14 protein-coding genes are annotated in these 20,628 nt (G+C 75.9%); 4 read left to right on the top strand and 10 right to left on the bottom strand.

The window, feature by feature from the left end; translation table 11 throughout:
- Window positions 1-144 precede the first annotated feature (144 nt).
- From N7925_RS23990 to N7925_RS24025, 8 genes are all read right to left on the bottom strand, one after another.
- A complete protein-coding gene (locus N7925_RS23990; RefSeq protein ID WP_274345113.1) occupies window positions 145-1,977 on the bottom strand; it encodes a glycoside hydrolase family 3 protein in 1,833 nt (610 codons plus the stop codon).
- Window positions 1,978-2,212: 235 nt separating this feature from the next.
- Entirely contained in the window at window positions 2,213-3,004 is a 792-nt protein-coding gene (locus N7925_RS23995) for a sugar phosphate isomerase/epimerase family protein (RefSeq protein ID WP_265601512.1), read from the bottom strand.
- Between the two features lie 93 nt (window positions 3,005-3,097).
- Window positions 3,098-3,739, bottom strand: coding sequence for a GAF domain-containing protein (locus N7925_RS24000; protein ID WP_274345114.1), 642 nt, complete (start codon window positions 3,737-3,739; stop codon window positions 3,098-3,100).
- Window positions 3,723-4,526 carry a S8 family peptidase gene (locus N7925_RS24005; protein ID WP_265601514.1) on the bottom strand — a complete coding sequence of 268 codons (804 nt, stop codon included), beginning with the start codon at window positions 4,524-4,526 and terminating at the stop codon, window positions 3,723-3,725. Before N7925_RS24005 ends, N7925_RS24000 begins: the two co-directional genes overlap by 17 nt.
- A 201-nt stretch (window positions 4,527-4,727) precedes the next feature.
- Entirely contained in the window at window positions 4,728-8,111 is a 3,384-nt protein-coding gene (locus N7925_RS24010; RefSeq protein ID WP_274345115.1) for an adenylate/guanylate cyclase domain-containing protein, read from the bottom strand.
- A 215-nt stretch (window positions 8,112-8,326) separates the two neighbouring features.
- On the bottom strand, window positions 8,327-8,545 hold the full coding sequence (locus N7925_RS24015) for an aroma-sacti cluster domain-containing protein (RefSeq protein WP_003969047.1): 219 nt from the start codon (window positions 8,543-8,545) through the stop codon (window positions 8,327-8,329).
- Window positions 8,542-9,297 carry an iron-containing redox enzyme family protein gene (locus N7925_RS24020; RefSeq protein WP_274345116.1) on the bottom strand — a complete coding sequence of 252 codons (756 nt, stop codon included), beginning with the start codon at window positions 9,295-9,297 and terminating at the stop codon, window positions 8,542-8,544. Before N7925_RS24020 ends, N7925_RS24015 begins: the two co-directional genes overlap by 4 nt.
- Window positions 9,294-10,418, bottom strand: a complete 1,125-nt coding sequence (locus tag N7925_RS24025) for a radical SAM protein (RefSeq protein WP_274345117.1) — start codon at window positions 10,416-10,418, stop codon at window positions 9,294-9,296. The genes N7925_RS24020 and N7925_RS24025 overlap by 4 nt, the downstream gene beginning before the upstream one ends.
- Window positions 10,419-10,738: 320 nt before the next feature.
- Between N7925_RS24025 and N7925_RS24030 the strand changes: the two genes are divergently transcribed.
- The 4 genes from N7925_RS24030 to lanKC all read left to right on the top strand — a co-directional run bounded on the left by N7925_RS24030 (window position 10,739) and on the right by lanKC (window position 15,477).
- Entirely contained in the window at window positions 10,739-10,900 is a 162-nt protein-coding gene (locus N7925_RS24030; RefSeq protein WP_265601518.1) for a hypothetical protein, read from the top strand.
- Between the two features lie 93 nt (window positions 10,901-10,993).
- The gene (locus N7925_RS24035) at window positions 10,994-11,143 is read left to right on the top strand and encodes a hypothetical protein (RefSeq protein ID WP_265601519.1); all 150 of its coding nucleotides are present in this window, start codon (window positions 10,994-10,996) and stop codon (window positions 11,141-11,143) included.
- A gap of 339 nt (window positions 11,144-11,482) precedes the next feature.
- Window positions 11,483-12,868 (top strand): MFS transporter, encoded by a 1,386-nt coding sequence (locus N7925_RS24040; RefSeq protein WP_274345118.1) that lies wholly within the window; start codon window positions 11,483-11,485, stop codon window positions 12,866-12,868.
- A gap of 11 nt (window positions 12,869-12,879) precedes the next feature.
- Window positions 12,880-15,477: a class III lanthionine synthetase LanKC gene (gene lanKC / locus N7925_RS24045; RefSeq protein WP_265601521.1), complete on the top strand. Its 2,598-nt coding sequence runs from the start codon at window positions 12,880-12,882 to the stop codon at window positions 15,475-15,477.
- Here the strand turns inward: lanKC and N7925_RS24050 are convergent.
- Window positions 15,464-17,443: an AfsR/SARP family transcriptional regulator gene (locus N7925_RS24050; protein WP_274345119.1), complete on the bottom strand. Its 1,980-nt coding sequence runs from the start codon at window positions 17,441-17,443 to the stop codon at window positions 15,464-15,466. The two genes, lanKC and N7925_RS24050, sit on opposite strands and share 14 nt — an antisense overlap.
- Before the next feature lie 255 nt (window positions 17,444-17,698).
- Entirely contained in the window at window positions 17,699-20,620 is a 2,922-nt protein-coding gene (locus tag N7925_RS24055) for a helix-turn-helix transcriptional regulator (RefSeq protein WP_274345120.1), read from the bottom strand.
- Window positions 20,621-20,628: the final 8 nt, after the last annotated feature.

Below are 20,628 nucleotides of genomic sequence, written 5' to 3' on the forward strand. Positions count from 1 at the left end.
GCACGCGGCACGCGGTTCTCCTCGCAGCATTCCCGTGGGGCTGCGTCCTTCGGTCACTCTCCCGGTGACCGGCGGGCGCAGCCCCGTACACCCGGCGCGGGCCACGCCAGGCGTACGGGGCGCGGTGCCGTCCGGTCGCCTGGGCTAGTACGACAGCCCGTGGCCCACCGGATACAGCACCTGCGCCGGGTCGTCCGCGCGCTGCACCGGGACCGGGAGGGTGCCCTCCGGAGCGGCGTGGCCCGCGATCACCCGGGCGGCGGCGCGCAGTTCGACGTCGGTCCAGGAGTACGCGGCGAGGCTCGCGGCGACTCCGGTCCCGGTGAGGTGGGCGACGTCGTACGGGTTGCGGACGGCGACGGTGACCACGGGGACGCCGGTCGCCACCAGGGCCCTGACCAGGGTGCGCTGCGAGCTGGTCGCCGTGACGTTGTACGTCGCCACGACCACCGCGTCCCTGCCCTCGGCGGCGGCGACCGCTTCGGCGATTTTCGCCTGGTTCGGAGCCGTGCCGGTGGACAACGCCTCTGCTGTGAAGCCCAGTTCACCGAAGGCGTGGGCCAGCGTACTGGTCGGCGGGCCCGTCGTTCCGGAGGGGGAGGCCGGATCGGCTCCTACCACCAGGAGGTCGCGGTGGCTGCGGCGGGAGAGCGGCAGCAGGCCGCCCGGGTCGGCGAGCAGGGTCGTCGTGCGCTCGGCGATCCGGTCGGCGGCGGCCCGGTGGGCGCGGCTGCCGACCGTGCGCTCGACGCCCCGCCGGCTGACGAACGGGTCGCGGAACAGGCCCAGTCGGCTCTTCAGCCGCAGGATCCGCAGGATCGATTCATCGACTCTCGCCTCGCTGATCTCGCCGCCCCGCACCGCCTCCAGCACGGCGTTCCAGGCGACGGAGAGGTTCGGCGGGTTCAGCAGCTGGTCCACGCCCGCCAGCAGCGCGAGGACCGGGACGCGGTCGTCGCCGTACTTCGTGCGCACCCCCTCCATGCCGAGTGAGTCGGTGACCACCACCCCGTCGTAACCCAGCTCCTCGCGGAGGATGCCGGTGAGGATCGGCCGGGAGAGCGTGGCCGGGTCCTCGGACGGGTCGAGTGCGGGGACCACGATGTGCGCGGTCATGATCGAGTCGATACGGGCCCGGATCGCGGCGCGGAACGGCGGGGCGTCCAGCTCCTCCCACTGCGCGCGGGTGTGGTTGATGACGGGCAGCCCGGTGTGGCTGTCGGTGCTGGTGTCGCCGTGACCGGGGAAGTGCTTGGCGGTCGACGCGACGCCCGCGCCCTGGTAGCCCTTCACCTGCTCCGCGACCAGGGCGGCCACCGCGTCGGGGTCGGAGCCGAAGGACCGTACGCCGATGACCGGGTTGGCCGGGTTGACGTTGACGTCGGCATCCGGCGCGTAGTTCTGGTTGACGCCGAGCGCGGCCAGTTCGGTGCCCGCGATCCAGGCCGCCCGGCGGGTGTCGGAGCGCGAGCCGCCCGCACCGAGCGCCATCGCGCCCGGCAGCAGTGTGGCGGGTTCGCCGACCCGGCAGACGATGCCGTGTTCCTGGTCGGTGGAGACGAGCAGCGGCAGCCGGGAGCGCCCGGCGAGCGCGGCGCGCTGGAGGCCGTTGGAGAGGTCGGCGATCTGGAGGGGGTCGCGGGTGTTGTGCGCCCAGGTGAAGTAGATGATGCCGCCGACGTGGTACGTGGAGATCAACTCGGCGGCCGTACGGACCCCGATCTCCTTGAGGTTCGCGTCGATGTCGGCCTGGTCGGGGTCGGTGGCGGAGTGCCCGTAGACCCGCATCACGAAGAGCTGGCCGACCTTCTCCTCCAGGCTCATCCCGGCGATGATCCGTCGCAGCCGGCGGTCGGTGGAGGTGTTCGTGGTGGGCGCGGACGCGGCGGAGGGGGTGGCGGCGAGGGCGCCGGTGGCCGCCGCCGTGGCGGCGGCGGTGGCGGTGAGGAGGGTGCGTCTTGAGGTGCGGTGGGGCACGTGAGCTCCTTCCCGGGGTGAAAGAAACTTTCAAGTGAGTACGCTTATAGGGAAAATAACTTCCGGTCAAGAGGGCGGGCCGCCCGCGCCACGCCCCGCACGCGAACGGAGGGACGCGAACGAGCGGACCGGAAGCGCACGGACACGCCACCCCGTACGCACGCGAAAGCGCGGGGTACGCCGCCCCGCACCGGCCCCCGCGCCCTCGTACCGTCCCGCCGCTACCGCTGCGCCGCTACCGCTGCTTCGGCGCTCCGAGCCGCAGCAGGTGCTCGCGCCCCGCGCCCAGCAGCCCCGGCAGCTCCGCCGCCCCCGGATGCCAGCGCTTCTCGTACTCCCAGCACACCCACGTGTCCGGATCGAGCCCGTCCAGGCAGTCCGCCAGCGGAACCACCCCCGAGCCCAGCGCCACCGGGGTGAGGTCGTCCGCCGACGCGACGTCCTTCACCTGGACGTAGCCCAGGTGCGGAGCGAGCACCGCCTGACTCGCGGCCGGCTCCTCGCCGGCGAGCCAGGTGTGCAGCACGTCCCAGATCGCGCCGACCCGGGGGTGCCCGACCGCGGCGACGACCCGGGCGGCGTCGAGGCCCGCCCGGTGCGAGTCATGGGTCTCCAGCAGGATGCTCACCCCCATGTCGGCGGCGGCCGGCGCCGCCGCACCGAGCCGCCGGGCGGCCGTCGCGTCGGCCTCCGCCTGCTCCTGGTCGCCGCCGCCCGGAAAGACCCGGACGTAGGACGCGCCCAGGTCCCGGGCGAGCTTCACCAGCTCGGACAGCTCCGCCAGGACCGGTTCGTCGTCCCCCTCGGCAGCCGCCTTCACATACCCGGCGAGGGCCAGGATCTCCACCCCGCCGGCCTTGAACGCCTCGACCACGTCGGCCCGTTCCAGCGACGAGAGCCCCAGGTGCACCGGCTCCTCGGGGTGGACGCGCAGCTCCACCCCCCGGTAGCCGTTGCCGGCGGCGAGCCGGACGACCTCGGAGACCGGCGTTCCCGGCACCCCGAGGGTGGAGAAAGCGAGCTTCATGGTGCGTGTCCTTCCCTTGTGCCGACGCCCCGCTCCTGCCCGCCGGGCCGGTGGCTACTCCCATCCGGACGACGGGTGCGGCCGCCGGCCTCCTCAGCCGACGCCCCGCAGCAGTCGCTCCAGGCTACCCAGCAGCTTCAGCGCGTCCTCGCGCCGCGCACCCTCCAGCGCGCCCGTGCCCGCCACCGCGCGCTGCTCGGCCTCCCGCACCCGCTCCGGGGTGACCACCCGCAGCGCCGCGGCGGCCTGCCGGGCGAACATCGCGAGCAGATCCAGCTCCCGGACGCCCGTCCTGGCCTGCGGGGAGGGGTCCAGCACCTCCAGCACGCCGAGGATCCGGGAGTCGCTGATGAGCGGGGCCGCCATCAGGGCGTTCGGCACGTACGCGGTCGACTCGGCCAGCGAGCGGTCGAAGGACGCATCCGTGCTCAGGTCGTCCACCACCATCGGCTCGCCGGAGGTCGCCACCCATCCGGCGATCCCGCGGCCGGCCGGGAAGCGGCGGCCCACGAGGAACTCCTCGCCCTGCCCGGACACGGCCTGGAAGACCAGCTCGTCCGCCTCCTCGTCGAGCAGGAAGACCGAGCTGGCCTCGGCCCCGAAGATGGCGCGGGCCACGTCGACCACCGACTGGAGCAACTCGCGGCGCGGCGCGTCGGCGGTCCTGGCGTCGGCGACCTGGGCGGCGGTGGGGGAGGGGGAGAGGGAGGGAACGGGATCAGTTCTCGGAGTCATCACGGATATCTCCTGCCGCAGAGGAAGGACGCGGCGTGTGGCGCACATTGGCCGCGGACAGATAGAGGGCGTTCTTGAGCTGGAAGGCCGTCATCCGCGGATGCGCGGACAGGACGCGGGCGCAGAGCCCGGCGACGTACGGCGTGGCGAAGCTGTTCCCCGTGGTGCGGATCGTCCGGCCGCCCAGCCACGGCACGGTCACGTTCTGGCCGGGACCGAAGAACTCCACCGGGGGCTCCGGGTTGTACAGGTGCAGTTCGGGGTCGTCCTCCTGGTGGCTGCCCACCGAGATCACCGAAGCGAACCGCCAGGGGAAGCTCTCCACCGGGGTGTTGTGGGCCGAGGCGACGATCACCGTACGGGCGAAGTAGGCGCTGTCGGCCAGGCTGTGCAGCTCCTGCGCGAACTGTGCGCGGGTCGTCGACAGGCTGAGGTTGACCACGTCGAAGCCCTGCTCCACCGCCCAGCGCAGCCCGGCCATCAGGACGTCGCCGGTGCCGGAGAACCGCTCCCCGAGCACCCGCACGCTGTGGATCTCGCACTCCGGGGCGGTCCGGCGGACGATGCCCGCGCACGCGGTGCCGTGCCCGCAGGTGTCCCCGGTGGTCGTCGGCTCGACCGTGATCCTCCCGGTCTCCCCGTCCTTGACGACCACCCAGGAACCGGCGAGCGGGCCTACCAGCGGATGGTCCCGCTCCACGCCCGAATCCACCACGCACACGCGTACGCCGCGCCCGGTGGCGGGCCCGGCGGGGCGGCCGAGCGGTGGCCCGGGGTCCGCCAGCACCGGTACGTCCTCCGGGCCACGGCCGCGCAGACTCCAGGTCAGCCCCTGCCCCGGGGCCCCGCGCGCTCCCGGGACCGTCCGCGGCTGTCCCGCCCCCGTTCCCGCCCCCGCCCTCGGCCGTTCCGGTTCCGTCCGTGGCCGTTCCGCCCTCGGCTGTTCCGGTTCCGTCCGTGGCCGTTCCGGTTCCGTGGTCGCCATCGGTCAGCTCCTCTCCCTCGTCGTGGCCAGGTGCCGGGGCGGGTGCGCGAGGAAGCCGGAGACCCGGCGCACCCCCGGCAGATGCCCCTTGCCCGTGAAGTGCGCCCCGGCCGACCGGGCCGAGGCCCCGGCCTCCGGCCACCTGCCCAGGGCGGCGAGCGTGTGCGCCCGGTCCAGCTCGGCCGTCGCCTGCACCAGCGGGGAGTCCGTGAGCAGCGAGGCCCTGACCGCCCGGTCCGCGTGTTCCGCCGCCTCCTCCGGGCGGTCCCGCACCGTCAGCCGGGCCCGCAGCCCCGCCAGGTCCACCGCGTCCGCACGGCTCAGCCCCGACGTGTCGCCGACGCCCGCCAGCCGGGCGGCCGCCGGGGTTTCCCGGCCCGCGTCCAGCTCCAGACGGGCCGCGTCCAGCGCCACCGCCGTCCGCATCCCGGCCGCCCCCGTATGCCGGGCCGCCGCGTCCGCCCGGCCCAGCAGGTCCAGGGCCTCCGTGCCGTTGCCGAGCAGTCCCTCCACCGTCGCCCGGAACACCGGGAGGAAGACCTCCGCCTCGGCGAACCCCAGCTTCCCGGCCAGCCGTTCCGCCTCGGCCAGGCAGCGGTACGCCTCGTCCGGCCGCTCCTGGAGCGCGTACAGCACCGCCAGCGGGCAGTTGAGGGTGACCCGGACCGTGGGCCGGCCCGCCCCGTGCGCGGAGAGCAGCGACCGGCAGCGGACCACCGCGGCGGGCACCGGAACCGGCCCCCGCCACAGGGAGACGCCGATCGCGCCGAGCGCCCCGGCCCGCTCCGGCTCCGCACTGGCCAGCACCGCGTGCTCCAGGGCCCGCGCCTGGTCCCGCTCCGCCTCCTCGTGCCGCCCGGACCGCTGGAACTGCTGGGCGAGTCGCAGATGGGCCCGCGCCCGGCCCGCCGAGTCCCCGGCCGCCTCGAACACCGGCAGCACGGCCCGGGCCACGGCGGCGGGGCCGGGGCCCGGACCGCCCGGATCCAGCACCGCGAGCGCGAGGCGGGCATGCGCGGCCTCCACCGGATCGGACGCCGAGTCCCGTACGAGGCGCAGCAGTTCGGCCCCCTCCCCGGTGCGGCCCAGCGCCACCCGTACCTCACCGAGCCGCCGTGTCGCCGCCGGATCCCCGGGGCACAGGTCCACCGCCCGCTCCAGCAGGCCGTGCGCCCAGTGCAGGTCGGACCGGGCGGCGGCCTGCGCCCCGGCCCGGCCCAGCGCGGCGGCGGCCCGCTCGCGCAGCCGCCGGGCCGGATCGTCCAGCAGGCCCAGCTCCGCGCGGTAGCGGTAGGCGCGCTCCAGGTGGCCGCCGACCGCGCCGTCGCCGCTCCGCAGCACGCTGGGCAGCTCCGCCGCCCAGGCATGGCGTTCCGCCTTGGCCCGCTTGGACAGCGAGGCGTACGCCACCTCGTGCACCAGTCCGCTGCTGAACCGGTACGACGCCGGCTCCCGGGCCCTCGTGGCCCCCGACTCCACCAGGCGGCGCCGGCCCAGCACCGCCAACGCCTCCTCGACGCGCCGCCGGTGCTCCGGGGCCACCCCTGCCGCGCCGGTCGCCCCGGCGAGCTGCCCGGCGTCGTGGCCCTCGCCGGCCCGTACGGACAGCTCCAGCCGGACCAGCTCCGGCGCGGTGAACTCCCGGCCGATCACCGCCGCCAGGTCCACCACCCCGCGCTCCGCCCGGGCCAGGGCCCCGATGCGCGCGCCCAGCAGGGCCTGGAGCGTGGGCGGCAGATCCTCCTCGGCGGCCGGTTCCCCCGGGCGGGCGGCGACCGCCGGGTCCGCCCGGTCGCCGACCAACAGCTGCTCCAGGTAGAGCGGATTGCCCCCGGCCCGCGCCAGGAGCCGGTCGTCCACCGGGGCCGTCCCGGCGTCCGAACCGGCGAGACCGGCCGCGAGCCGCGCCGCCTCCGCGGGCGGCAGGCCGGTGAGCTGGAGCCGCCCCGCACCGGAAAGCGCGTCCCCCTCGCCCGGCCCGTCCGAACCCACAGCGTCGTCCGAAGCCTCCGACTCGTCCGGTCCGTCCGGTCCGTCCGGTCCGTCGGGCCGCCCGGCGCAGAGCACCAGCACTCCCGCGCACCCCGAGCCGTCCGTCAACCGGTTCACCGTGCGGACCAGCAGCGGGGCCGCCGCGTGCCAGTCGTCCAGCACCAGGACGACCGGGCGGGCTCGGGCGGCCCGCTCCAGAACCGCCGTCAGCGCCGCGCACATGTCCTCGAAGGGCGCGTTCGGCGTGCCGTCGCGCAGCAGGCCCTCGGACAGCAGCGCCATCGCGTCGTCGACCGCCAGTCCGCCGGCCGCGTCCTTCGCGCCGACCGCAGGACGGGACGCGGGCGCAGGGACGGGCGCAGGGACGGGCGCAGGGCCGGTCTCAGGAACCTGCTCGGACAGGGGATCAGGCGCGGGCTCAGTTGTGGGCGCGGGCCCGGCCGCCACCAGCGAACGCACCGCGTCGGCCAGCGGGGCGAGGGTGCCGTGGTCCCCGTAACTGCGGCACCGCCCCGCGCCGTACGCGAGCGCGCCGGACGCCGACCGCCGCGCCAGCCACTCCCGTACCAGCCGGGTCTTGCCGATGCCCGCCTCCCCGGTGACCCGCAGCGGTCCGGACCGACCACCGTGCGCGGCCCGTTCCAGGGCGGCGTCCAGCGCCTGCCGCTCGGCGTCGCGGCCGACGAAGGGGACGTCGAAGCGGCGCAGCAGCTCGGGGTCGTCCGCGCCCAGGGCCAGCAGCCGGTAGGCCTCCACGCTGTCCCGCTTGCCCTTCAGCCGCAGCGGCCCGGTGGGCTCGGCGCTCACCGTCGGGCCGGCGGCGAGCAGGGTCTCCGGCCCGATCAGGATCTCGCCGGGGCCCGCGTTCTGCTCCAGCCGGGCGGCGATGTTGACGGTCTCCCCGGAGACCAGGGCCTGCCGGGCGGTCGTGTCCGAACCCGCCACCACCTGACCGGTGTTGACGCCGATCCGGGTGATCAGCTCGATGCCCAGGGTGGCGGCCAGCTCCTCGTTCAGCCGGGCCAGCGCCCGGCGCATCCCGAGCGCCGCCGCCAGCGCCCGGCGGGCGTCGTCGTCACGGACCACCGGTACGCCGAACACCGCCATCACCGCGTCCCCGATGAACTTCTCCGGCGTGCCGCCCCGCGCCACGATCTCCGCGCTCATCGCCTCGAAGTACCGCAGGGTCACCGTGCGCAGCGTCTCCGGGTCGAGCACCCCGGACAGTGCGGTGGACCCGACGAGATCGCAGAACAGCACGGTCACCGGCTTGCGTTCGTCACCGGGCGGTGCGGCGGAGGCCGGTCCGGCCCCGGTGGTCGCGCACGGCGTCCCGCAGGACGAACAGAACCGTGCCGTCGGCGGCAGATCCTGCTGGCACGAGGAGCAGTTCATGGCGGGTCCTTCTCTCCCGGGGGCCGTGCGGTAGGCGGTAGGGCGGCAGGTGGTCGTGCGCACAAGGCGCGTGCGATCGGGCGTACGGGGCGGGCGGCGGTGCCGGGGCCTCGTGAGGCCGTGACGTCGTGACGTCGTGACGTCGTGACCTCCGGGCGGGTACGGGCCCGGTGCCGGTCGCCGGAGCCGGGCCCGTACCGCTGATCGGTCTCCGGTCAGAACAGGGCGCCGCCGGCGATCTCGCCGTGCGCCTGGACCTCCGGTCCCACGGCGTCCAGCCGGCCCTTGACGTCCAGCAGCAGCGCCAGTTCCTCCGGCGTCAGCCCGCACAGCACCTCGCGCTGCTCCTCGGTGAGCAGATCCACGGGGAACCCCGCCTCGTACAACGCGGCGGGCAGCACGGGCCGTTCGCCGTTCTCGGGTGGTCCGGTCATGGTGTGACTCCCATCGGTGGGACGAGTCCGGCCCCCCGCAGCGACGGCGCCGGTGCGGAGCGCCCGAGCCGGACGAACAGCCGGGTGAGCGCGTCGAGGGAGTGCAGCGCGCTGACCGCCACGGCCGCTTCGGCCCCCCGGCCGAGCGGCAGCCGGTCCAGCAGCGCGTACAGCTCGTCCAGGTGCTCCGTGTCGAGCACCGCGTGCTCCCGTACGGTCCGCAGCGCGGCGGCGGGCAGCCCGGTCAGCCGGGCGATGCGGCCGGTGAGGCCGGGGGCCGGCGCGTAGCCCTCCAGCACGGCGATGTAGCCGAGCAGGGCGACCGGGTGGTGGTGCTCGATCCAGTAGTACTGGGATCCGACGAGCGAGGCGACCAGGGGAGAGGGCAGCGGACCGAGCGCGTCCCCGGGGTCGCCGCCCGCCGCCCGGAGGTCCTCCAGCAGCCAGGCGTCATGGCCCTCCTCCTCCCGGATGTGCTCCTCCAGGTACGCGGCGAGCGGTGCCCCCAGCGGATCGCCGGACGCGGCCCGGACGCGGGCGCGGTCGAGGGCCAGCTCCATCAGCGGAACGGAGGCGCGGATGACGGCGTGCATGGCGCACAGATACGTCCGGTAGCGCGGCAACAGCCCCTCGGGACGCCACATATGGTGCGTCGCGTTCCGGAACTCCGGCTCCAGTAGGAGGAGTTTGACCCGCAGACGTGCGGAGGCCCCCACGCACCCGAGCCGCGTACCGCCGGCCACCGCGCTCATCGGGCGTCCGGCGCGTCGGTCCGGGGCGGCGGCGACCCGCCCGCGGCGACCAGCGGCGCGTACGCCGCGCAGCCGTGGCGGCGCACGACACCCTGCGCACCCTCCCGGGAGCCGCGCACCGCGGCCGTCAGGTCCAGCAGCGCCCCGGCCGCCCCGCCCGCCACGGCGAGGGCCCCGACCGCCGCCGCCTCGTCGTCGCCCAGCGCCCGGCAGCCGTCGCAGTAGGAGCCCGCCGGGGGGCCGGAGCCGTACCGGGCGGCCAGATGCGCGGGCCCGACCGTGCGGAGCATGCGCAGCACCGGGGACTCCAGCGTCCGGCCGCGTACGGTCGCCCAGTCGTCGACGCCGATGTGCCCGAGGTCCAGATGGGCCGGGACGGGCCGCCGGTCGACGGTGTCCTGGTTGCAGCAGGCCAGCACCCGGCCGTCGAAGGCGACCACCGGCCAGGCGGCCATCGAGCACGGCGACGCCGCCGCCGGGTCGGGGCCGGTGCGGGCGGGCCTCGCCCAGGAGGCCGCCCGGCCGAACGGCCGCACCTCGTTGACCAGGCTGGGGACCCGGCCGCCGAACTCCTTCTCCACCGCCCGGGTGATGTCGGCGAGATACGGGTCGGACGCGCCGGTCCCGGTGAGGTGGAAGCTCACGGCCACGCCCTCGTCCTGGATCCGGTGCAGGGCGCGGAACACGTCGGCGCGCGGGACCTCGCGCTCGTGGTGGACGTCGAGGGAGGCCGAGAAATGGTCGACGGAGCGGATCGCGCGCAGGATGGCGGGGGGAATCGCAGCACCTCTTCGGCCTCGCAGGCTCCCGCCCCGGGCGAAGAACATGCCGCTGAGCAGTGCGGTACGGGATCCGGCGCGGTGCGCCAGCGCGCTCAGCCGTTCGGCGAGCGCGGGCAGCAGCAGGGGCTCCCCACCGGTGAGCATGACGACGTCGGGCCGGTTCTCCTCTGTGAACGAGCCGACGAAGCGCTCCAGTTGACCGCCGTCCGGTTCTTCCCGGGTGAAGAGGTCCGACCCGGTCGAGCAGTGCGCGCAGCGCAGGGGGCAGCGCCGGGTGAGGCCGAGGAGCAGACCGGCGGCCGGGTAGGGCCGCCGTGCGACGAGTTCGGCGAGTTCCATGCGGGCCGCCTCCTTCGGGGCCGGGGCGCGTCGGGCGCGTACCCAGGCTGCGCGCCACCGGTTCGCGGACGGTCCGGCGGGGCTTCGGCGGCGGTATGGGACCAGGTGGGGGCGGGTTCCCGGCCCACCGACGGGGCCGAAAAGCGGTGCTTTCCTCCCTCCGAACTGGCCCGATACCGACGCCATACCACCGCCGAAGCGATCGCCAGGCCCGGCTTCCTAACTTTCTCGGCAACGGCAGGCACCGGCCGGCCGCACCGGACACCGAGGGGCGCGCCCCACGGACCCGGACCCGCAGTGACGAGTGGATGGAGACCGCCATGTCCGAGAACACCAAGCCCGCCGCCGACGACACCAACGAGGCCCCCGAGGTCGAGGCGCACTCCGTGCTGGACCTCCAGGAGACGGCCGTCAACGCCGACCGCGACATCATCGCGCCCCCCGGCAACTGCATCAGCGTGCTGAGCGTCGTCGAGAACTGATCCCCGCAGGCCGGACGCCCAGGAGAGATCCCCGGGGGCTCCGGTCGTCCCGCTGATTCCTGTCATCGCAGTGACGAGTGGATGGAGACCGCCATGTCCGAGAACACCGAGCCCACCGCCGACGAGACCCCCGAGGTCGAGGCGCACTCCGTGCTGGACCTCCAGGAGACCGCCGCCCAGGGCGGCGACCAGACCGACGGCAACTGCATCAGCCTGCTGAGCGTCGTCGAAGCGCAGCGCTGATCCCACCGGGCCGTGCGCCGCGGCGGGACGAGGCCGACGCCTCGCCGCCGCGGCGCCCGGACGACGGGGAGGCGGTACGGGGCGGCTCCGTGAACACGGGAGCCGCCCCGCCGCGACTCCGGCCGCCCCGCCGCGACTCCGGCCGCCCCGCCGCGACTCCGGCCGCCCCGCCGCGACTCCGGCCGCCCCGCCGCGACTCCGGCCGTCCTGCCGTGTTCCGGCCGCCCCGCCGTACTCCGCCCCGCCCCGCCACATGACCCGCGTCCGCACAGCGGAGGCCCGTCTCTCACACCGCCTGCCCGACCACCGCCCTGCCCGACGATCTCCGGGAGCCCTCCGATGGCCACGTCGCTCCGCTCCAACAGGGATTTCCGGCTGCTCTGGATGAGCGGCTTCTTCGCCGTTCTGGGCAGCCAGATGGGCGCCCTCGCGCTGCCCCTGCTCATCCTCAAGGAGACCGGCTCCGCCGTGCAGGCCGGTCTCGTGGGGACGGTGTCCGTCGGCGCCGTGCTGATCACGATGCTGCCGGGCGGGGTCATGGCCGACCGGGTCGAACGCCGCCGCCTGATGCGGCTGTGCGACGTGGGGAGCCTGGCCGCGGTCACCGCCCTGACCATCGCCGTGTGGAACGGGAGCGCCCCGATGCCGCTCGTCCTGCTGGTCGCGACCGCCGGGGCCGTGCTGAACAGCGTCTACGCCCCCGCCGCCTTCGGCCTGATGCGCGCGGTCGTGCCGCCGGACCAGATGGGCACGGCGACCGCACGCCTCCAGGCGCGTACCTCCACCGTCCGACTGGTCGGCCCGCTCGTCGGCGGTGCGTTGTTCGGCGTGCACCAAGCCCTGCCCTTCACCGCCCAGTTCCTCGGGCTGTTGCTCTCGACGGTCTGCGTGGCCCTCGTGCGGACCCGCTCGGAGGCCAGGACCAAGGCCGGTTCGGTGTTCAGCCGCCGGGAACTCACCGCCGGCCTCACCTTCCTGTGGCAACTGCCCTACCTGCGCACGGTGCTGCTCGTCTTCGGCCTGGGCATGAACTTCGCGTTCGGCGCCCTCACCTTCACCGCGCTCGCCGTCTTCTCCGAGGGCGGGCGCTCCGGCCTCGGCGGCGGCTTCGTCATCACCTGCGTCTCGGCGGGCGCCCTCGTCGGCGCGCTGCTCGCGCCCCGGCTCGCACCCGACCGCCACGTCCGGACGCTCATCGTCATCACCTGCTGGAGCTGCGTCGGGACGGCCGCCGCGCTGGCCTGGCTCAGCAGCCCGCTGCTGGCCGGCCTGTTGTGCGCGCTCTGCATGTGCCTGTCGACGATCGCCAGCATCGGCTTCCTCTCGACCCTGCTGGTCGTCACCCCGGAGGACCGGCTCGGCCGGGTGCAGAGCGCGGCGAGCTTCCTGTCCTCCGTCGTCCAGCCGTTCGGGCCCCTCGCGGGCGGCGCCCTGCTGACCGCTCTGGGCAGCCGCGCGGCCTTCGGGGTGACCGGGTGCGTGCTGGCCGTCTCGGCGGCCGTGGTGACGTTCGCCCCCTCCGTACGGGCCGGTGCGGTCCCCGATCCCGCCGGTGCGGTCCCCGATCCCGCCGGTGCGGTCCCGGCTCCCGCCGGTACGCGGACGCCCGGGGAACCCGCTCCCGAACCGGCTGGAGCCGCCCGGACCCACCAGGGGACCGCCGTGGAGGACCCAGCCCCGGCCCGACCCACCCCCGACCCCGCCGGTCGTCCCGGCGCACTCTGAGGAGAAACGCCGTGCCCGGACCGCAGCAGACCCAGCTCTACTGCCTCGCCGACCGTACGTACTACGACACCCCGGCCCGGCTGCGGGACGAGGAGACCCGCTTCCCGCTGGACTCCGCCCCGCCCCCCGAGGGCTGGCGCCGGACCCCGGGCGGGCTGTGGACCTCGATGCTGCCCGAACACGGCGAACCGGCCGCGCAGGGATGGAAGATCCATGTCTCCACCGTCCCGGAGGAGGCGGAGGCGACCCTCCGCGACACCACCGGCGTCTGCCTCTCCCACCGGGTGCCGTTCAAGTTCCTCCGCAGCGAGCAGGCGCTCCTGCTGATGTCCGGCAAGTACATGTCCCGCTCCGGCGCGGGGAAGTTCCTCACGCTCTATCCGCCGGACGAGACCCTCTTCCTGCGGGTCCTGGACGAGCTGACCCGCGTCCTCGCCGGACGGCGGGGCCCCTACATCCTCAGCGACCTCCGGATCGGCGACACCCCGGTGCACGTCCGGTACGGGGCGTTCACCGCCCGCTGGTGCCAGGACGGAGACGGCGAACGCGTCCCCGCGCTGCGCCACCCCTCGGGCGAACTGGTGCCCGACGAACGCGGGGTGGTGTTCCGGGTGCCGCCGTGGGTCACCGTCCCCGAGGCGCTGCGCCCGCACCTGGCGGCCCGCGCGGCCGCCGGGGACGCCGCCTTCCCCTACACCGTCACCTCGGCCCTCCAGTTCTCCAACGCGGGCGGGATCTACCTGGCCCGGCACCGGGAGACCGGCCGGCAGGTGGTGCTCCGCGAGGCCCGGCCGCACTGCGGACTCGACGGGGCCGGCGACGACGCGGTGACACGGCTGCACCGCGAACACCGGGCCCTGACCGCGCTCGCCGGACTGGACTGCGTACCGAGGGTGCACGGGGTGACGACCGTGTGGGAGCACCACTTCCTGATCGAGGAGCACATCGAGGGGACCACCCTCCTGGAGGAGATCGTCGCCCGCTTCGCCCTCGTCCGCGGGGGCACCGCCGCCGAACTCGCCCCGTACACCACGTGGGTGGACTCCGTGACCGAACAGCTCACACGGGCGCTCGCGGCCGTGCACGGGCGCGGCCTGCGCTTCGGCGACCTGCACCCCAACAACATCATCGTCCGCCCCGACGGCCGCGTCGCCCTCATCGACTTCGAGTACGCCACCGATCTCGACGACCCGGACACCCCGACGGCGGGCGCGCCGGGCCTCCAGGCGCCCGCCGGGACCCCCGGCGCCGAGGCCGACGCCTACGCGCTCTGGGCGACCTGGCTTTCCATGCTCATGCCGCTCATGGAGATGGCCGGGCACGACCGGGCCAAGGCCCTGACCCTGGAACGCTGGGCGCGGCGCAGGTACGGACTGGCGGCCGACGCGGGCCCCCGCCGCCCCGCCGCCCTGCGGACCGTGGAGGACGGCCGGGAGGGGGAGATCGCGGCCCTTCTCGACGGCCCCGCCCCCGACTGGGCCGGCCTGCGGACCCGACTGCTCGCCGGACTCCACGCGGGCGCGACGCCCGAGCGCCGCGACCGGCTCTTCCCCGGCGACCCGAAGGCCTTCGCCACCGGCGGAAGCGATCTGGCGCACGGGGCCGCCGGCGTCCTCTACGCCCTCCACCGCATCGGGGCCCCCGTCCCGGACGCCTGGACCGACTGGCTCGTGGCGGCCGCCCACCGGCGCGACCCCGCGTCACCCGGCGGCCTGTTCGACGGACTGCCGGGCACCGCGGCGGTGCTGGCGCTCCTCGGCCGCCCGGACGAGGCGCGGGAGCTGTTCGTCCGCGCCACCGCCGCCGCGCGCCCCTCCACCTCCGCCGATCTCCTGACCGGCCGCGCGGGCACGGCCCTGGCCGCCCTGCGGCTGGCGACGGCCGGCACGTCCGCCCCGGACCCGGAGCTGGTGGACGCGGCCCTGCGCACCGCCTGGGACCTCGACTGCCTGGTCCGGGGCGAAACGGCGTCACCCGGCGGCCTGTCCGCCCCGCCCTCCGCGGGGCTGCTGCGCGGCCTGAGCGGCGTCGCCCTGCTGCACCTCGAACTCCACGCGCTCACTGGCGAGAAGTGGCTGCCGCGCGCCGCCCGCACCGCCCTGTACCGGGACTCCGGTCACTGCGCCGCGATGCCCGACGGCACCGTCCAGGTCAAGGACGGCCGCCGCCACCTGCTCTACCTCGACCAGGGCAGCGGCGGCTTCGCCCTGGTCGCCCGCGCCTACCTGGCCCGGCATGAGGCGCCCACGCTCGCCGCCCTGCTGCCCGGCGTGCACAAGGGTTGCACCAACGAGTTCGTCCGTGAACCGGGGCTGTTCACGGGGCGGGCCGGACTGGTCGCCACCGCGCGCCAGTTGGAGCGGGGCCCGGCCGGGCCCGGGGTCCTCGCCTCCGTACGCAACCTGTCCTGGCACCTGGTCGCCGACGGGGACCGGCTGCTGGTGCCCGGGGCGGGGCTGCGCCGCTGCTCCGCCGACCTGGCCACCGGGGCGGCCGGGCTGCTGCTGGCCCTGCACTTCCTGGCCGGGGCGGAAGCCGACGGGCCCTCCCACGGGAGCCCCGCCGACGACCGGCCGCACGACCTGCTGAAGCTGCTCACCCTGGGCTGAGCGGACCGGCCGTCACCACCGTGACCGTGCGGGCGGGTAAGCCGATGGGATGCGGGGCGAGATCCGGCGTCAGGTCCGGTACGACGGTGACGGCGGGTGCGCCGCTGTGCGCGGGAGCCTCCCGCTCGCGGGCGTACAGGCCGAGCAGCCTCGGCACCTCGTACAGCGCGGCGTGCGCGGTGACCTCCCCGGCGGGCGAGGTCACCGCACCGGCGCCGATCAGCGACTCGACGGCCCGGATCGCCGCCCGCTCCCCGCAGCCCAGCGCCGCCGTGGCCCGGTCCAGGGTGAACCCCCCGTCCTCGGAGAGCCCCGCCAGCCTCCCCAGCACCCACCGGTCGCCGTCCGCGAGATCCCGCCAGCCGGACGCGATCCGACCCCGTACGGAGACGTCCCCGGCGACCAGTTCGTCCAGTGCGGCCGACGGGTCCTCCAGCCGGGCCGCGTACTCCGCCAGCGGCAGATGCCGCAGCACCGCGAGACGCATCCCGCTCACCTCCACCGCGAGCGGGAGCGCCCCGCAGGCCCGGACGATCCGCAACGCCGCCCCCGGGTCGGTCCGCAGCCGCCCGGCCCCGATCAGCTTCCCCAGCAGCTCCAGCGCCTCCCCGTCCGCCGGCGCGGGCAACGCGATCCGGTGCACCGGGGCGAGCCCCGCCAACTGCCCCCGGGCGGTGACCAGTACGGAACACTCCCCCGACCGGGGCAGCAGCCCCCGTACGGCCGCTTCGTCCGGCACGTCGTCCAGGACGACCAGCGCCCGGTGCCGGGCCAGCCACCCCTGCCAGGCGTCCGCAAGGGCGGCTGTCACGCGGACGCCCGTCGGCCCGCCATCCGGCCCGCCCTCCGGCTCCGCGGGGGCGGCGCCCGCCACCCCGCACAGCCGCCCCAGCTCCGCCAGGACCTCCGCCCGGCTCCGCGCCGTACCGTCCTCCCGGCGCACCCGGACATGGACGCGGCCGTCGGGGAAGCGGTCGGCGAGCAGATGGGCCGCCCGGGCCGCGAGCGCCGACTTCCCCGCCCCGGCCGGGCCCGAGACGACCACCACACGCTCCTCGCCGCCGCCCAGCACGTCGAGCAGGTCCCGCAGTTCGTCGCGGCGACCGGTGAAGGCCCCCGTACAGGCGGGCAGCGCCCCCGCGCTCCCCGCCTCCCGGGCGGCGGCGGGCCGCCGGGCCTCGCGCCCCCGGCCGAGCATCGAGCGGTACTGCGCCGCCATCGCCGGGCTCGGCTCCAGCCCCAGCTCCCGCGACATCAGCTGCCGGTAGTCGTCGTACACCGCCAGCGCCTCGGCCTGCCGGCCCGACTGGTGCAGGGAGGTCATCCAGGCGGCCCGGAGCCGCTCCCGCAGCGGGTGGCGCTCCACCAGATCCCGCAGCCCGTCCACCGCGACGGCGGCCCGGCCCAGCTCGATCTCGGTCTCCGCCCAGTCCTCGAACACCGTCAGGCAGCGGGCCTCCAGCCGGTCGGCCTCCTCGGCGACCCCGGCGGAGTCCCGCAGATCGTTCAGCGGCGGCCCCTCCCACAGGTCCAGTGCCTCGCGCAGCAGCCGGGCCGCGCCGGGCAGATCGCCCCGCCCGGCCGCCGCCCGCCCCGCACGGGCCAGCGCCCCGAACCGCAGGGTGTCCAGCTCGCCCTCGGCGATGCGCAGCAGGTAGCCCCCGCAGCCGTGCACCACCCGGTCCCGGCCCTCCTCCCCGGCGGGCCCCAGGAGGGCGCGGGCGGCACTGACGTAGACCTGGAGGTTCTTGCGGGCGGTACGGGGCGGATCGTCCGGCCACACCGCGTCGGTCAGCACGCCCACCGGTACGGGGGTGTTGGGGCGGGCCAGCAGCGTGGCGAGGACCAGGCGCTGCTTTCGCGGGCCGAGCGGCAGCTCACGGCGGTCCAGCCGGGCCGTGAGCGGGCCGAGCAGGGAGACGTACACCGCACCTGCGGAACCGGTACGGGCGGGAGGTCGGGTCATCAGCGGGCCTCCGGAACGGGGACGGGCGGCGGACTGGGCCGTACGTACGTCCCGATCCTGCGGCCGCTCCGGCCCCCGCACATCGGGGCCCCGCACGCATTTTCCGCCCGGCCACCCGACCGAAACCGCCCGGCGCCCCCATGTTGCCCGCCCCGGCCCCCACGTCCCCCGGAGCGGGCCCGGCTCAGGCCGGTGGGGCCGGTTCGGGCGGGCCCCGCCTCAAGCCGCTGGTTGCCGGTCCGGGCGGGCCCCGCCTCAGGCCGGTTCGGCGGCGCACTCGGCGGCGAACTCGCACAGCGCGGCCCGGTCCGCGCGCCCCGTCTTGCTCAGCAGACTGGCCATGTGCTTCTCCACCGTGCGGGGCGAGATGGACAGCCGCCGGGCGATCTGCTGGTTCCCGGGGCGCTCGGGCAGCAGCACGAACACCTCGTACTCGCGCGGGGTCACCCCGCCGGCCCGCAGCGGCGACGGGATCCGGTCCCAGCCGCCCCGGTGCTGGCCCACGCTGGCCCCGGCCTGCCGCAGCGCCGCCCGGCACGCGGAGGCGACCGGCTGCACCCCGGCCCCGTAGAAGTACTCCTCGGCCGACCGCAGCCACGCCACCGGCTCGCCCCACCCGTCCGCGCGGGCCGCGTCCGCGACCAGCCGCAGGCCCAGGTGGCGGGCGACCGGGAAGGGCGCGGACCGCGCATCGAACGATGCCATCAGCCGGGCGGCCCCGGCCGGATCCCCCTCCCGGCCCAGCAGCACCGCGTCCGCCAGCTCCAGGAACTGCCGGTTCCAGGCGAGACACCCCCCGGGAGCCGCCCGCGCCTCCGCCAGCTCCGCCCGGTCCGCGTCGCCCGCCAGCACCCGCAGCAGCGGGCGCAGCCCGTACCGCCCGCTCAGGTAGTAGTAGCTCGGGTGGTCCGCCTCCCAGGCCAGCGCCTCGTCGAGCCCCGCCGCCGCCCGCTCCCGGTCCTCCTCCAGGAGCGCCCCGAACGCCCGGCACAGCCCCGACCGCAGCGGCACCAGCAGCGACTGCTCGCCCCCGGCCCGCCGGAACGCGGCCAGCGCCCGGTCCATCTCCCGCCGCCGCCCCCGGTGCGCGGCCATCGTCGCCCCGGCCAGCAGCAGATAACGGTGGGCGGACCGGTCACCGACCCGGGCGCTGGCCTCCGCCGAGCGGTCGATGGTCTCCTGCGCCTCCTCCCACCGGGCGCACATCACCGCGTTCATCGCGAGCAGCCCGTCGACCGTACGGGTCAGCAGCAGCGCCCCCAGCTCGGTGGCCGCCGCCCGCGCGGAGAGCAGCCGGGCCGCGTCCCCGGTCCGCATGAAGGCGTTCGCCCCGAGCCGCACCAGCGCCTCCACCCGCCAGACCGGCAGCGCGTGTTCGGTGGAGATCGACAGCATCCGCTCCAAGGCCGCGTCCGCAGCGTCGAAGCCCTCCTCGCGCCGCAGCAGCGCCAGCAACTGCCAGGCCTGACAGGCCACCACGGGCAGCCCCTCGGCCTCGGCGGTCTCCGCGGCCTCCCGTACGGCCCGCTCGGAATCCGCCGGGTCCCGGGGCCTGCGCCCATGCCCGGGGAGGAGCGCCAGATACCCGTCGACCACCACGAGGGCGGCCCGGCGGCCCGGCGGCGGCGACGGGCCCAGCAGGACCCGGGCCGCCTCGACCTGGAGCGCCGCGTCGGCGGTGCGCTCCGCCATGACCGCCGCCCAGGCGAGCTCGATGTGGATCAGGCCGCGCCGGGCGGCGGCCTCGGAACGCGCCGGAACCGGCGGCAGCGCGTCCGCCAGCGCCAGTGCGCCGTCCAGATCGCCGCCCTCGGCACGGGCGACCGCCAACGACTCGGCGACGGCGGCCCGGTCGCTCTCGGCGGCCAGCGGGTGCGCCCGCTCCAGCAGCACCACGGCGGAGCCGTGCGCCCCCGAAGCGAGCATCCGTCTTCCCGCCTCCGCGAACTGGCGGGCCGCCCCGGCCCGGTTGCCCGCGGCCAGTTGCAGCGAGGCCACGAGCTGCCGGCCGTCCTCGTCCAGCGGCTGCCCCGCGTGCTCGATGGCCCCGGCGGCGCGGCGGGCCAACGAGGCGCGCTCGGCCGGTGCCAGCGAGGAGATCAGGGCCTCGGCGGTCAGCGAGTGCCGGAAGGTGTAGCGGTCGGGGGCCGCGCCGTCCGGGGCGATCACACCGGCCTCCACCGCGGAGCGCAGATGTGTGAACAGGGCCCGGTCCTCGAAACCGGTGACGGTCTGGAGCACGGTCACCGAGAACTGGCTGCCCAGGGTGGCCGACGCCAGTAAGAGGTCCCGCACCGGCTCGTCCAGCCGCTCCAGCCTGCGGGCCCAGCTGCGGACGATGTCCGAGGGGACCGAACCACCCGGCTGCTCCACCGCCTCCCACCCGTCGTCCGTCCGCCGGAGCCGGCCGGTGTCCAGCAGGTCCGCCAGCAGGACTTCCAGCAAGTACGGGTTGCCCGCGGCGCGTTCGGCCAGCCGGCGGTGCACCGACTCGGGTATCTCCTCCGGCCGCGCCTCCAGGCACGCGCCCGTCAGTGCCCGCACCCGGTCCTCGTGGAGCGGACCCAGCTCCCGTACGGTCGCGGCGTGCCGGCGCTCGACGGAGCGGACGAGGTCCAGGGCGGCGCCCGGCTCCGGACGCAGGGTGCCCAGGAACAGGATGGGCAGATCGGCCAGGTTGTCGATGACGTACTCGACGACCGCGACGGTCTCCGTGTCGCAGTCGTGCAGATCCTCCAGCAGGATCGCGCAGCCCGCCTCCCGGCCCAGCACGGACAGCAGCCGCAGCAGGGCCTCGGCCAGCTCCACGACCGTCTCCGGATAGCCGGGGGACCCGTCCTTGCGCCACTCCGGAACCAGTCGGGCCAGCGCCGGGTGGTAGGGCGCCAGCTCCGGATCGGCCGGGGTGCCCGCGGCCCGGAACCGGGACGCCAGCGCCTCCGCGAGCGGACGGAAGGGCACGACGAGCCCGGTCGAGGTGGCCCGGCCGCGCAGCACGGGCATGCCGAGCCCGTACGCCCGGTAGGCGCACTCGCCCACCAGTCGGGACTTGCCGATACCGGCTTCCCCGAGGAGGAACAGCGCGCGCCCCGAACGCCGTCGTACGGCGTCCAGGGCGCTGCTCAGCAGTCCGATCTCCTCGTCCCGCCCGACGATGACCGGCGAAGTGGCTCGCATGGCCGCAG

Origin of the sequence: Streptomyces sp. CA-278952 (assembly GCF_028747205.1) — a bacterium.
In the GTDB taxonomy this organism is placed as follows: Bacteria; Actinomycetota; Actinomycetes; order Streptomycetales; family Streptomycetaceae; genus Streptomyces.